Source organism: Peribacillus deserti (genome assembly GCF_016909175.1).
GTDB lineage: Bacteria > Bacillota > Bacilli > Bacillales > DSM-1321 > Paraperibacillus > Paraperibacillus deserti.
In genome coordinates this window covers 55,073-69,413 of sequence record NZ_JAFBFI010000011.1, presented here as the reverse complement: position 1 = coordinate 69,413, position 14,341 = coordinate 55,073, and the positions used below count along the sequence as shown (strand labels likewise).

The window sequence follows — 14,341 nt, the reverse complement described above, 5'->3', positions numbered from 1 at the left end:
ATGTTGGCACGATTATTGCATTAGTACATAAGTGGGTAACTACTTCCTAAGCAGGGAGATGGATAAATGAATTTAGAAGTATTACTGGAAAAAGCTGCCCGGATGAGTGATATGACAGTGGCTGTGGCCGCGGCGGACGATGGAGAAGTGATTGATGCCGTTGCAGCAGCTATTGAGCAGAGACTTGCGAGGTTTCATTTGTTTGGGAACAGCGATAAAATTGAGCATCTGCTGGAATCTAAGCAAAAAGGCTTATCAGAGCATAGCAGTATTGATATTTATCATGCTGCCTCTATCGAAAAAGCTGCAGAACTTGCAGTACAATCGGTCCGTCTAAATGAAGCAAGCGTCTTAATGAAGGGGAATATATCAACAGCTGTTATTTTAAAAGCCGTACTGAACAAGGAAGCAGGACTTCGGACGGAAAACATGCTGTCACATGTAGCCGCGTTCCAGATTCCCGGACAAACTAGAATGATTTTTATTACTGATGCGGCCATGAATATATCGCCCGACCTTACGGCCAAGGCTGATATTATCAAAAATGCCGTTGCTATTGCCAGAAGCATTGGTATAGAAATGCCTAAGGTAGCCGCACTTGCAGCGGTTGAAGTGGTGAATCCTAAGATGCCAGCTACTGTGGATGGAGCGCTGCTGGCACAAATGAACCGACGCGGACAGATTAAGGACTGTATAGTTGACGGTCCGCTCGCTCTGGATATAGCAATTTCAGCAGCAGCGGCTGAACATAAGGGCATTCAAAGCGAAGCAGCCGGAATGGCAGATATCCTGCTTGTACCGAATATCGAAACAGGCAACAGCCTGTACAAATCGCTCGTCTATTTTGCAGGGGCGAAAGTAGGAGCTGTAATTGCCGGTGCAAGAGCCCCAATAGTATTAACGTCCAGGTCAGATTCTGCCGAAAGCAAACTTTTTTCGCTGGCTTTGGCTATCTGCTCTGTTTCAAATGACAAAATTAATCCGCATACTTGAGAGGAGCTTTAAAATGGAAATTTTTAAATACCTTGAAACATACGATTATGAGCAAGTGGTTTTCTGTCAGGATAAAAGATCAGGCCTGAAAGCTATTATAGCTATTCATGATACAACTCTCGGACCTGCACTTGGCGGAACACGCATGTGGACTTACGAATCAGAAGAAGCCGCAATTGAAGATGCACTGCGCCTTGCAAGAGGGATGACCTATAAAAATGCGGCCGCTGGATTAAATCTGGGCGGTGGAAAGACTGTTATTATAGGAGATCCTAAAAAAGATAAAAACGAAGCAATGTTCCGGGCATTCGGCAGATATATTCAAGGCTTAAATGGCCGCTATATTACAGCGGAAGATGTGGGGACCACTGTAGCGGACATGGATTTAATACATGAAGAAACAGATTATGTTACAGGAATTTCTCCTGCATTCGGCTCATCCGGCAACCCATCACCGGTTACTGCCTATGGAGTATACCGCGGAATGAAAGCAGCTGCTAAGGCTGCGTTCGGGGATGACTCTCTTGAGGGCAAGGTAATTGCCGTTCAAGGCGTTGGAAATGTTGCTTATAACCTTTGCCGCCATCTTCATGAAGAAGGAGCTAAACTGATCGTTACGGACATTAATAAGGAAGCTGTCAAAATGGCTGTTGATGAATTTGGTGCTAAAGCGGTAGATCCACAGGATATTTATGGAGTAGAATGTGATATTTACGCTCCATGTGCGCTTGGGGCTGTTATTAATGATGCTACAATCCCTCAGCTAAAAGCCAGAGTAATTGCCGGTGCAGCTAACAATCAGCTGAAAGAGACAAAACACGGGGATTTAATTCATGAAATGGGTATTGTTTATGCGCCGGATTATGTAATAAATGCCGGCGGGGTTATCAATGTAGCAGACGAGTTGTACGGCTACAATCGTGAACGGGCGATGAAAAAGGTTGAACTCATTTACAATAACATTGAAAAAGTAATTGAGATTGCTAAACGCGACGGTATACCAACATACAGGGCAGCTGACCTGATGGCAGAGGAACGAATTGAGAGTGTAAGGACTTCTACCAATCTTTATCTTCAAAATGGCAAGCATATTCTAAACAGACGCCGCTAAAAGAGAATCGGTTATAAAAGGAAATACAGCAGAGACAGGATCGCAGGCTTTTTACCGCTGTCCTTTTCTTTGCTATTGGAGGTGTGTAAATGCAGGGATACTATAAGCGGATACTTGTCATCAATCCAGGATCTACCTCCACCAAAATAGGTGTTTTTGATAATGATGTTCCTCTTCTTGAAAGAACCATACGCCATGAACCAGAAGAAACAAATGCTTTTGAAAATATTTTTGACCAGTACGAATTTAGAAAGAATATTATCCTTCAAACATTAGACAGGGAAGGCATAAACATTTCGAAATTAAATGCAGTCTGCGGGCGTGGAGGTCTGCTGCGGCCTATTGAAGGCGGGACGTATGAAGTTAATGACTTAATGCTGAAAGACCTTAAAGAAGGATTTAGCGGGCAGCACGCTTCTAATCTCGGAGGAATCATCGCCTATGAGATTGCAGGGGGCCTTAATATTCCTGCATACATTGTAGATCCAGTTGTTGTTGATGAATTAGATCCAATAGCCAGGATATCAGGTTTTAACTTAATAGAAAGAAAAAGTATTTTTCATGCTTTGAACCAAAAAGCAGTTGCAAGAAGAGCGGCCAGAGAATTAGGGAAAAAATATGAAGAGCTGAATCTGATTGTTGTTCATATGGGCGGTGGAATAACGGTTGGAGCTCATAAAAAAGGCAGAGTTGTAGATGTAAATAACGGACTTCACGGAGACGGTCCCTTCAGTCCTGAAAGAGCAGGGACTGTTCCGGCTGGAGATCTAATCAGGCTATGTTTTTCCGGGGATTACTACCGAGATGAGCTCATGAAAATGCTTGTTGGCAAGGGCGGTATGGCAGGATATTTAGGAACGAGCGATGCCGTGAAGGTAGAAAAGATGATAGCTTCAGGGAACAAGAAAGCTGAACAAATTTATTCGGCGATGGCATACCAGGTAGCTAAGGAGATTGGATCTCAAAGTGCCGTGTTAGAAGGAAGAATAGACGCCATCATATTAACCGGCGGCCTTGCTTATAGCAAAGAGTTTGTGAACGCCATCTCCAAAAGGGTAAACTGGATTGCAGACGTGATTGTCCATCCTGGAGAAAATGAACTTCAGGCCCTTGCAGAAGGTGCATTGAGGGTGCTGGCTGGAGAAGAAAAGGCTAAACAATATCCTAACTCAACTAACAAAACGCTGACCTTATAATTAGGAGTGAAATAGATATGGCACAGGAATACGATTTAGTGATCCTCGGTGGAGGAACCGGCGGGTATGTTGCTGCCATCCGGGCTTCGCAGCTAGGATTAAAAACAGCAATCGTTGAAAAAGGGAAGCTTGGGGGGACATGCCTTCATAAGGGCTGTATCCCGTCAAAAGCCTTATTAAGGAGTGCGGAAGTTTACAGCACAGCTAAGAAAAGTGAGGAATTCGGCGTTACAACAGGTGAAGTCGGGCTAAACTTCCTTAAAGTGCAGGAAAGAAAAGATAAAATTGTGGAACAGCTGCACAACGGTGTCCAATTTTTGATGAAAAAAGGAAAAATTGATGTATATCAGGGGCTAGGAAGAATCTTGGGGCCTTCCATATTTTCACCAATGCCCGGGACAATTTCTGTGGAGATGAACAGCGGCGAAGAAAATGAAATGCTTATTCCAAAGAATGTTATCATTGCTACCGGATCCAGACCAAGATCTTTGCCTGGGCTGGAGATTGACGGCCAAAAGGTATTAACCTCGGATGAAGCGCTGCAGATGACAGAACTCCCGAAATCAATCATTATTGTAGGCGGAGGTGTAATCGGGATCGAGTGGGCCTCCATGCTTGCTGATTTTGGTGTAGAAGTAACTGTAATTGAGTATGCAGACCGGATCCTTCCTACAGAAGATAAAGAAATCTCAAAAGAAATGCAAAGGCTCCTAAAGAAGAGGGGAGTAACATTTGTTACAAGTGCAAAAGTACTGCCAGAGACTCTTGAAAAAACGGATAAAGCCAGAATTTCTGCTGAAGTAAAAAATGAGGTTCAAGCATATGAAGCTGAAAAGATTCTTGTCTCAGTAGGGCGGATGGCTAATACAGAAGGAATCGGGCTGCAAAATACAGAGATTCAGACTGAAAAGGGATATATTCAAACGAATTCTTTTTATCAAACTAAAGAATCCCATATCTATGCAATCGGCGATGTTATCGGAGGGCTGCAGCTTGCACACGTAGCTTCCCATGAAGGTATTACTGCCGTAGAACATATAGCTGGAAAAAACCCAGCACCCATTGATTACACGACTATTTCCAAGTGCATCTACTCAAGTCCGGAAGCTGCAAGTGTGGGCTTGACTGAAGAGGAAGCAAAAGAAAAAGGCTTTAAGATTAAAACTGGAAAATTCGCGTTTAAGGTAATTGGCAAGGCCTTAGTATATGGGGAATCAGATGGTTTTGTAAAAATAATTGCAAACGAAGAGAATGATGATCTGCTTGGAGTCCATATGATCGGTCCGCATGTGACAGATATGATCTCAGAGGCAGGATTAGCGAAAGTTTTGGATGCTACTCCTTGGGAAATTGGTCATACCATCCACCCGCACCCAACACTCTCGGAAGCAATTGGCGAAGCCGCGCAGGCGGTAGATGGCCTTGCTATCCATTCCTAACACCTGTTATAACCATGTAATAATTTTGCAGCTGAAGGAAGACAAAAAGAATATCTAATTATGAAAAAGAATTAATAGGAGGGTTTTGCATGGTTGAAAATCGCCATAGAGGCTTAGGTCTAAGTGATGAAACCGTATTAGCTATGTACGAAAAGATGCTTCTGAGCCGCCGGATTGATGAGCGCATGTGGCTCTTAAACCGGTCTGGGAAAATTCCGTTTGTCATCTCCTGCCAGGGACAGGAGGCTGCACAGGTGGGAGCGGCATTTGCCCTTGACAGGGATAAAGATTATGTTCTTCCTTATTACCGAGATGTAGGCGTAGTGGTTTCTTTTGGGATGACGGCAAAAGAGCTGATGCTTTCAGGCTTTGCGAAAGCAGAAGATCCTAACTCAGGCGGAAGACAAATGCCTGGTCACTTTGGACAAAAAAGCAACCGCATTGTAACAGGATCCTCTCCTGTAACCACGCAGGTTCCGCATGCAGTTGGCATTGCTCTTGCTGGCAAGATGGAGGGCAAAGATCTTGTAACCTTTGTTACGTTTGGAGAAGGTTCTTCCAATCAGGGAGATTTTCATGAAGGGGCAAATTTTGCCGGAGTACATAAATTACCCGTAATTTTCATGTGTGAAAATAATAAATACGCGATTTCGGTTCCAATCGAAAAACAGCTTGCCTGTGAAAAAGTTTCAGACAGAGCCATCGGTTATGGAATGCCTGGAATAACGGTAGATGGAAATGATCCGTTAGACGTGTATGGAGCTGTAAAAGAAGCAGCAGATAGAGGACGGCGTGGAGAAGGGCCTACGCTGATCGAAGCGGTTTCTTATCGTCTGACAGCCCACTCAAGTGATGACGATGACCGGATCTACAGGGCACCAGATGAGGTGGCGGAAGCTAAAACGAAAGATCCGATCATCACCTTCGGAGCATACTTGAAGGAAACAGGCGTGCTCAATGACGATCTGGAAGAACAAATCAATAAAAGAGTGATGCAGATCGTAAATGAGGCTACTGATTATGCTGAAAATGCTCCATATGCTGAGCCGGAGCAGGCTTTAAAATATGTATATGCCGAGGAGCAGGGGGGACTTTAGATGGCAGTAATTTCTTATATTGATGCTGTGACCATGGCAATGAGAGAAGAAATGGAAAGAGATTCCCGTGTATTCGTGCTGGGAGAAGATGTCGGGCGTAAAGGCGGGGTGTTCAAAGCTACACATGGTTTGTATGATCAATTTGGCGAGGCGCGTGTAATAGATACTCCGCTGGCTGAGTCCGCCATTGCAGGCGTAGGTATTGGTGCAGCCATGTATGGAATGAGGCCGATTGCTGAAATGCAGTTTGCTGACTTTATTATGCCTGCTGTAAATCAGATTATTTCAGAGGCTGCTAGAATCCGCTATAGATCCAATAATGACTGGAGCTGTCCCATGGTGATACGAGCTCCGTACGGCGGCGGAGTTCATGGTGCTTTATATCATTCCCAATCGGTGGAAAAGGTATTTGCTGGCCAGCCTGGCCTTAAAATTGTGATGCCTTCCACACCTTATGATGTCAAAGGGCTTTTAAAAGCTGCGATCCGGGATGAAGACCCGGTATTATTCTTTGAACATAAACGCGCTTATCGTCTTATAAAAGGAGAAGTCCCTGACGATGATTATGTACTGCCGATAGGGAAGGCGGATGTTAAACGCGAGGGCGAAGATATTACGGTAATCACCTATGGTCTATGCGTACATTTTGCCCTGCAGGCAGCAGAAAGGCTTGCGAGTGACGGCATCTCCACTCATATTTTAGATCTTAGAACAGTTTACCCATTGGATAAGGAAGCGATCATTGAAGCGGCAACTAAAACAGGTAAAGTACTACTGCTGACTGAAGATAACAAAGAAGGAAGCATAATGAGCGAGGTAGCAGCGATCATAGCGGAAAATTGTTTATTTGATCTTGATGCACCGATTAAACGATTAGCTGGTCCTGATATTCCGGCTATGCCATATGCTCCTACAATGGAAAAATTCTTTATGGTTAATCCTGATAAGGTAGAAAAAGCAATGAGAGAGCTGGCTGAGTTCTAATTTGCTGAGAAAGAGTTTAAGGAGGGATATACGTTGACAATAGAACAATTAAAAATGCCTCAGCTGGGAGAAAGTGTAACAGAAGGCACCATTAGCAAATGGCTCGTTTCACCTGGAGATCAAGTAAATAAATATGATCCGATAGCGGAAGTAATGACCGATAAGGTAAACGCGGAAATTCCCTCTTCTTTTACCGGAACAATAAAAGAATTAATTGCTGAAGAGGGTGAAACGCTCTCTGTCGGCGAATTTATCTGTTCCATAGAAGTAGCAGGCGGAGCGGCAGAGGGAGTAAAAAACAGTCCCGTAGAAAATAAAGCGGCTGCTGAACAAAAGATGCAGCCTGAAAATAATCAAAACAAAGCTAGATATTCACCAGCCGTTTTAAAAATTGCCCAGGAAAACGGGATAGAATTAACTCAGGTAACTGGGTCAGGTGCTGGTGGAAGAATTACGAGAAAAGACCTGCTTGCCATTATAGAAGCTGGCGGTATTCCGCCAGCGGCGAAGGAAGAGCAGCCAGTCTCTGCTCCTCAAACAGCAGCTAGCGAGCATCAAGCCAAGCAGGAAGCTCCTGTTCAGCAAAAGAAAGCAGAGACTTATAATATCCCGGCAGCCGCCGCGGGTGATATAGAGATCCCGGTTACAGGAGTACGCAAGGCTATAGCTGCTAATATGCTTAGGAGCAAGCATGAAGCGCCGCACGCATGGACAATGGTAGAGGTTGATGTGACAAAGCTTGTATCTTATCGTGATTCTTTAAAGAAAGAATTCAAGCTGACAGAAGGTTTCAATTTAACTTACTTTGCATTCTTTGTTAAGGCTGTAGCGCAGGCTCTTAAAGAATTCCCGCAAATCAACTCTATGTGGGCCGGAGATAAGATCATTCAAAAGAAAGATATTAATATCTCGATTGCCGTTGCTACGGAAGATGCCCTTTATGTTCCTGTAATTAAACATGCTGATGAGAAGACTGTTAAAGGAATCGCCCGTGAAATCACAGAATTGGCTGGGAAGGTCAGAGCAGGGAAACTTAAATCAGATGAAATGCAGGGCGGCACATTCACTGTGAATAACACAGGCTCCTTTGGATCTGTCCAGTCTATGGGAATCATTAATTATCCCCAGGCGGCTATCCTGCAGGTAGAGTCTATCGTTAAAAGACCCGTTATCATTGATGGAATGATCGCTGTCCGCGATATGGTAAACCTTTGTATGTCTCTGGACCATCGCGTTCTGGATGGACTAGTATGCGGACGTTTCTTAGCGCGGGTAAAAGATATACTAGAGAATACATCAAAAGAGAATACTCCTATTTACTAATAAAAACGCCGGGAATGAACTGCACCTCCATTGTTAGACACAAAACTAACAATGGAGGTGCAGTTTTTTATATGAAAACTCAAAACTCGTTACTATTCTAAGCATAGAGTTCCTTATTATCTTCTATTCCAGCCTGACCTGAGGTTTTTGTCTAAAAAAGACCGGGTGTTCATACTGCTTCAAACCTAAAAGAGGTTAAACCCATAGAATGTCCAGCCTGTTGCCAGGTCAGTTTTTGATGATCCAAATTTGCCGGGACTCGCTATTTCAAGGCTTTTTGTTAAAGAAAAAGCCCTTTTTTAAGTAAAAAATAACATTTTTCATTCAGTCACCGGTCTTAGATCATCTAAGGCCGGCAGTTATTGCCCCTAACATCAAGTTTTGATTAAACTATCCGGGATATATAGGGGCCAATGCTTATGTCTTTAGCTTTTATGCTTAAGTTTTTACATTTTATGATTTTGTTTTTAAGTTTTATGCTTTAGTATTTGTGTTTTATGCTTAGGTTGCTATTATTTGTGCTTAAGTTTCAAGGTGTACGCTAATCAGCCATGGTTTATGTTTATTGTCTTTGCCTCATGCTGATGACGCTCAAGCCTTTTTGTGTGCCCGTCACTATAGTTTATGCTAGCGCAGATTTTTCTTCCTTCCACCGCCTAAAAAAGTTGTTTCTTTTTCCAATTAAATTCGAAGCCGCTTGGTTCGAAGCGGTAATCGCCTGCCTTATCGCCACACGCTTAACCCCAATTTCTGCTTCAAGCTGTTAGTGCCTTTTAAGGTTTTGGTGAAAAAAGACAAAATTATAGGCAGTATTTCATTCATCTGTATGCTGCTGCCATTAGAATCGTCATAATCTCTATTTTTTACTAGTACGAAGAAAACATCCTCTAACTCATTAAATAATATTTCAGCCTGGCCTTGCTATTTGTTATACAAGCTTCATATAATTGCACAAATATACTGACTGTTCTAAAATATAGGAGAGGAATTTTTATATGAATATAGGAGGGGGAAAGCTTTACATCGGACTTTATCCGGTGTGAAAGCGATTACATGAAAATAGAAGATATACGAGAATTTACCTTTCCTAATCCGGGTTATGATTTATGGAAAACAACGGCTGAAGCAAGCCTAAAAGGAAAGAATATTGATAGTTTAAAGACGCATACATATGAAGATATTCAATTAAACCCCATCTATTTTGATGGAACACTAAAAGAGGAACTGCCGGGGGAATATCCTTTTACTAGAGGGATTTCATCTCAGGGCTATAAGGACCGTCCCTGGGGGATAACCCAGACGCTTAAGGAATCTGATTACAAAGCCTTATTGAAGCGCATAGAGAAAATTCTCTTAAGCGGCCAAAATGTGATTTGTTTTGATTTTACTTCATTGAAGGATCTAAATTCTTCAGCATTTGAAGAATTAGTTGAGAGCATTGAAAAAAAAGGACTTCCATTATATTTAGATTTAAAGGGAATGCAGTCTTCTTTTTACACTCTGGCTGATGAAGCACAAACATTGCAAAGAAGTTTTTCCTTCCGGGGTGTGGCAGCAGAAGATATTATCTCTGAAGCAGCTAAAACGGGGCAGCTTCCAGAAAAGCAGGAGCTTTTTTTTGCAGAGTGGGCCCGGCGTATAGAAAAAATGGATAGCATTATGCCTGGCGTTAAAAGTATTCTTGTCAAATCATCCGTTTATCATAATGCTGGAGCTAACGCTGTACAAGAATTGGCGATGGCTTTATCTCTGGGTGTTGAATATCTGCACAGGGCCGAAGAAAATGGTCTTTCCATAGAAACTGCGGCGGGCAAAATGATTTTTTCGTTTGCTTTAGATTCGAACTTCTTTATGGGAGCGGCAAAGCTAAGAGCAGCCAGGCGTTTATGGTCGATGATAGGGAAGTCATATAAAGCGGATCATAATGCATTCAAAATGGAAATTCATGCTGAAACCTCCTCCTTCACACAAACCTATTATGATTCTCATGTAAATATCCTCAGAAGTGCAAATCAGGCTTTTGCGGCTGTTATCGGAGGAATCCAATATCTAGAGGTGCATCCCTTTGATTCTATCTCAACTGGCAAAAATGAACTTTCAGATAGAATTGCTCGTAACATCCACTTTATTTTGGCTGAAGAAGCCCATCTGAAATATGTTGCGGATCCAGCAGCTGGATCCTGGTACATCGAAGACTTAACTGATCAGTTAACGAAAGCCGCATGGGATGCATTCCTCGAAATGGAGGATAGAGGCGGTGCCCTTGCCATATTAGAGAGCGGCTGGATACAAGGACAGATTTCTAAAGTGTTCGAAGAAAAATCAGATTCTGTACTGAGAAGAAAAGAAAGAATCATAGGAACGAATGTATATGCGGATATACATGAAAAAAAGACAGCGGTCCGTATAACAGACCAGAATTCAGCTATGAAGGAGCTGGATTTCTCCAAGTACGGTGTACACAGCATTACACCGTTAACACCAAAAAGGCTTCCACTAAATATCGAAGAAATAAGAAAAAGCACAGAACATTTTAATGAAAACCAAGGTGTTTCTCTAAAAATGGGCCTGATAAGCTTGAATTCTCTAAAGACCACCAAGCCAAGAGCAGATTTTATCAGCGGCTTCTTTTCGGCGGCAGGAATTCCTGCCGTGCAGAGCAAAGAAATCCAAAGTGAACAGGCTGCGCTCGGAGTGGTAAATGAAAATCCTGATATACAGCATTTCTGTATCTGCGGAAGTGATTCAGATTACGAGAATATGGCAGAGTGTATCATAAGAGCCATTAAGCGGAAGTACCCTTCTAAAAAAATATATATTGCCGGACAACTTCAAGATCCTCTGGCGGGAAGTCTGCAGCAGGCGGGTTTGGATGGAACTATCCATACAAACACGAGCCTTGCATACATCAGTGAGATTTTTCAGGATATGGAGAGTGAACATTAAATGGCCAAACCTAACTTTCGAAGTATAAAAATGGAATCTTCCGTCTTACAAAAAAAAGAAACCCATTCTTCACCTATAAATAACGATCGGGCATATCAGACGAACGAAGAAATACCTCTCAAAACGGTTTATAGCGCAGAGGACGTAAAGGATCTTGACCATCATCTAAACTTTCCAGGAATTGCGCCATTTACCCGCGGTCCGTATCCTGCTATGTATGTGAACAGGCCCTGGACTGTCAGGCAATACGCTGGTTTTTCTACTGCAGAGGAATCTAATGCTTTTTATAAGAAAAACCTGGCAATGGGCCAAAAAGGATTGTCAGTTGCATTTGATCTTGCTACACACCGAGGATATGATTCAGATCATCCCCGCGTCATCAGTGATGTTGGGAAGGCTGGAGTGGCCATCGATTCTGTAAATGATATGAAAATTTTATTTGATGAAATCCCTCTAGACCAAATGTCTGTTTCCATGACTATGAACGGCGCCGTTCTTCCAATATTGGCCTATTTCATCGTCACAGCCGAGGAGCAGGGTGTAAGCAGGGAGCAGTTATCGGGTACTATCCAAAATGATATTTTAAAAGAATATATGGTTCGGAATACGTATATTTATCCTCCGGAAATGTCCATGAAAATAATTGCTGACATTTTTGAATATACCTCCAGGCATATGCCGAAGTTCAACAGTATTTCGATCTCAGGCTATCACATGCAGGAAGCGGGGGCGCCAGCGGATATTGAACTTGCCTATACACTTGCAAATGGGCTGGAATATGTCAAAACCGGAATGGACGCAGGGATTGACATTGATACATTTGCACCCAGGCTTTCTTTCTTCTGGGCCATTGGCATGAACTATTTTATGGAGGTTGCCAAACTAAGGGCAGCGCGGTTTATCTGGTCTAAACTAATGAAACAATTTAAGCCGAAAAATCCTAAATCTCTGGCACTAAGAACTCATTGCCAGACCTCAGGGTGGAGCCTGGCAGAACAAGATCCTTTCAATAATGTAACTAGAACGTTAATCGAAGCACATGCGGCAGCGATGGGTCATACTCAATCTCTTCATACGAATGCACTCGATGAAGCTATCGCTCTACCAACTGAATTTTCAGCAAGAATAGCGAGAAATACCCAGCTCTATCTTCAGGAGGAAACAGGAATCACCTCTGTAATTGATCCATGGGGAGGATCCTTCTATGTTGAAGCATTAACAGACGGCCTAATCAAGCGGGCATGGTCGCATCTTGAGGAAATAGAAAGCTTAGGCGGCATGTCTAAGGCTAATGAGACAGGGCTTCCTAAGATGAGGATTGAAGAAGCTGCTGCCAAAAGGCAGGCTCATATTGATTCTGGAAAAGAAATGATTGTAGGTGTGAATGCCTTCCGCCTTGAAAAAGAAGATGAACTTGAAATATTGGAAGTAGATAATACGGCCGTTCGTCAAAGCCAGCTTGAAAAATTAAGAACTTTAAAAAAAGAAAGAAACGAAGAGAGGGTAAAGAAGGCTGTTCAGGCTATAACAGAAGCTGCCCGGACCCGCCACGGCAACCTTCTTGAACTTGCCGTAGAGGCTGCAAGAGAAAGAGCAACTGTTGGGGAAATCTCGGATGCTATTGAATCTGTTTCCGGCAGGCATAAAGCCATAATCCGATCAATAAGCGGTATTTACAGCCATTCGTATTCGAATGAAGACGAGATTAAGGAAGTGCAGAATCTCACCCAGGAATTCTCGCAAAATGAGGGGCGCCGGCCAAGAATTCTCGTAGCCAAAATGGGGCAGGATGGACATGACAGAGGTGCAAAAGTAGTAGCCACGGCCTTCGCTGACCTTGGGTTTGATGTAGATATCGGGCCTTTATTCCAGACTCCGGAAGAAACTGCACTTCAGGCAGTAGAGAATGATGTACATGTAATTGGAATGAGTTCTCTTGCCGGCGGGCATAAAACATTATTGCCAGAGTTGAAGAGAGAGCTTAAGAAGCTGGGGAGAGAGGATATTCTTATAATTGCCGGAGGAGTTATACCAGCTCAGGATTATCAATTTTTAAAGGACCATGGTGCATCGTTAATCTTTGGACCGGGAACTATTATCCCGAGGGCTGCCGCGCTGCTTATTAAAGAAATTTATACCTGCCTCGGCTATGAGGAAGTGTCTGAATAATGCCTTTGAATGATTTTCTAAACAATGACAGCAGGGCTGGGAATCCCGACAAAAGAAAAAGAGTATTTAAAAAGAATACAGGGTCGATTCCTGATATTGATGATTTATATAAAGGCATTATTGAGAGAGACCGGGCTAAGCTTGCAAGGGCCATTACTCTTATAGAGAGTAATGCAAGCCGTCACTTTGAGAGTGCTCAAATGCTCCTGGAAAAACTGCAGTCTATAAAAGCAGATTCCATTAGAATTGGAATCTCCGGAGTGCCGGGGGCAGGGAAGAGTACTTTTATAGAAGCGCTTGGCACCTATTTGTGCAGTAAGGGGCACAGAGTCGCTGTGCTCGCTGTAGATCCCAGCTCTTCTTTAAGCGGGGGCAGTATTCTCGGAGATAAAACCAGGATGGAAGCTCTAGCCAAAAATCCAAGGGCCTTTATCAGGCCGTCTCCCACAAGTGGAACGCTCGGCGGAGTACATCGAAAAACCAGGGAAAGCATTACCTTATGTGAAGCAGCTGGTTTTGACGTCATCCTAGTGGAAACAGTAGGAGTAGGACAAAGTGAAGCTATGGTAAGAGAAATGGTCGATTTCTTTTTACTTTTAGTATTAACAGGTGCTGGCGATGAACTCCAGGGGATGAAGAAAGGGATTATGGAGCTTGCAGACGCTATCATTGTGAATAAAGCAGACGGAAGCAACCTCCCTTATGCCCAAAAAACAAAAAACGAGTATAACGGGATCCTCCACTTTATTCAGCCGGCAACAGCGGGCTGGGAAACGAAAGCGTACACTTGCTCATCTCTTACCTTAGACGGAATAGAAGAATTCTGGCAGGTAATCGGGAAGTTCAGAGAAGTCTGCGGAAATTCGGGGGTGCTTCAGCAAAGGCGCAAGGATCAATTAAAAGATTGGATGAGTTCACTAATTACGGAACAGCTTACGAATCTATTTTATCAAAGTCATGTAGTTCAAAAATTTCTCCCTGAGGCCCAGAAAGAGGTAATGGCCGGTAATAAACCAGCGGTGAAAGCTGTTCAGGAATTATTCGATCATTTTCGGGATGCAATGAAAGAGTAAGGATAAAGAA

Annotated in this window: 10 protein-coding genes; all 10 read left to right on the top strand. The window is 43.1% G+C overall.

The features are described 5' to 3' along the window. Positions 1-66: 66 nt before the first annotated feature. A complete protein-coding gene (gene yqiS / locus JOC77_RS12845; RefSeq protein WP_204543943.1) occupies positions 67-993 on the top strand; it encodes a phosphate butyryltransferase in 927 nt (308 codons plus the stop codon). A 13-nt stretch (positions 994-1,006) separates the two neighbouring features. Continuing rightward, the gene (gene bcd, locus JOC77_RS12840) at positions 1,007-2,104 is read left to right on the top strand and encodes a branched-chain amino acid dehydrogenase (RefSeq protein WP_204543942.1); all 1,098 of its coding nucleotides are present in this window, start codon (positions 1,007-1,009) and stop codon (positions 2,102-2,104) included. Between the two features lie 89 nt (positions 2,105-2,193). Further along, positions 2,194-3,300, top strand: a complete 1,107-nt coding sequence (gene buk, locus JOC77_RS12835; RefSeq protein ID WP_204543941.1) for a butyrate kinase — start codon at positions 2,194-2,196, stop codon at positions 3,298-3,300. A 17-nt stretch (positions 3,301-3,317) separates the two neighbouring features. Next, positions 3,318-4,739: a dihydrolipoyl dehydrogenase gene (gene lpdA / locus JOC77_RS12830; RefSeq protein WP_204543940.1), complete on the top strand. Its 1,422-nt coding sequence runs from the start codon at positions 3,318-3,320 to the stop codon at positions 4,737-4,739. Between the two features lie 89 nt (positions 4,740-4,828). Continuing rightward, on the top strand, positions 4,829-5,836 hold the full coding sequence (locus tag JOC77_RS12825; protein ID WP_204543939.1) for a thiamine pyrophosphate-dependent dehydrogenase E1 component subunit alpha: 1,008 nt from the start codon (positions 4,829-4,831) through the stop codon (positions 5,834-5,836). Further along, positions 5,837-6,820: an alpha-ketoacid dehydrogenase subunit beta gene (locus tag JOC77_RS12820; protein WP_204543938.1), complete on the top strand. Its 984-nt coding sequence runs from the start codon at positions 5,837-5,839 to the stop codon at positions 6,818-6,820. 33 nt (positions 6,821-6,853) lie between these two features. Further along, positions 6,854-8,143 (top strand): dihydrolipoamide acetyltransferase family protein, encoded by a 1,290-nt coding sequence (locus tag JOC77_RS12815; RefSeq protein WP_204543937.1) that lies wholly within the window; start codon positions 6,854-6,856, stop codon positions 8,141-8,143. 1,053 nt (positions 8,144-9,196) lie between these two features. Beyond that, complete coding sequence (locus tag JOC77_RS12810) at positions 9,197-11,089, top strand: methylmalonyl-CoA mutase family protein (protein ID WP_204543936.1); 1,893 nt, start codon at positions 9,197-9,199, stop codon at positions 11,087-11,089. Then, positions 11,090-13,258 carry a methylmalonyl-CoA mutase gene (scpA, locus tag JOC77_RS12805; protein WP_204543935.1) on the top strand — a complete coding sequence of 723 codons (2,169 nt, stop codon included), beginning with the start codon at positions 11,090-11,092 and terminating at the stop codon, positions 13,256-13,258. After that, positions 13,258-14,331 (top strand): methylmalonyl Co-A mutase-associated GTPase MeaB, encoded by a 1,074-nt coding sequence (meaB, locus tag JOC77_RS12800; RefSeq protein ID WP_204543934.1) that lies wholly within the window; start codon positions 13,258-13,260, stop codon positions 14,329-14,331. The genes scpA and meaB overlap by 1 nt, the downstream gene beginning before the upstream one ends. The last annotated feature ends 10 nt before the right edge of the window (positions 14,332-14,341 follow it).

Excerpts from the sequence above, each read along its gene's own strand:
- yqiS (WP_204543943.1), top strand. The coding sequence starts at position 67 with ATGAATTTAGAAGTATTACTGGAAAAAGCTGCCCGGATGAGTGATATG.
- bcd (WP_204543942.1), top strand. The coding sequence starts at position 1,007 with ATGGAAATTTTTAAATACCTTGAAACATACGATTATGAGCAAGTGGTT.
- buk (WP_204543941.1), top strand. The coding sequence starts at position 2,194 with ATGCAGGGATACTATAAGCGGATACTTGTCATCAATCCAGGATCTACC.
- lpdA (WP_204543940.1), top strand. The coding sequence starts at position 3,318 with ATGGCACAGGAATACGATTTAGTGATCCTCGGTGGAGGAACCGGCGGG.
- JOC77_RS12825 (WP_204543939.1), top strand. The coding sequence starts at position 4,829 with ATGGTTGAAAATCGCCATAGAGGCTTAGGTCTAAGTGATGAAACCGTA.
- JOC77_RS12820 (WP_204543938.1), top strand. The coding sequence starts at position 5,837 with ATGGCAGTAATTTCTTATATTGATGCTGTGACCATGGCAATGAGAGAA.
- JOC77_RS12810 (WP_204543936.1), top strand. The coding sequence starts at position 9,197 with ATGAAAATAGAAGATATACGAGAATTTACCTTTCCTAATCCGGGTTAT.
- scpA (WP_204543935.1), top strand. The coding sequence starts at position 11,090 with ATGGCCAAACCTAACTTTCGAAGTATAAAAATGGAATCTTCCGTCTTA.
- meaB (WP_204543934.1), top strand. The coding sequence starts at position 13,258 with ATGCCTTTGAATGATTTTCTAAACAATGACAGCAGGGCTGGGAATCCC.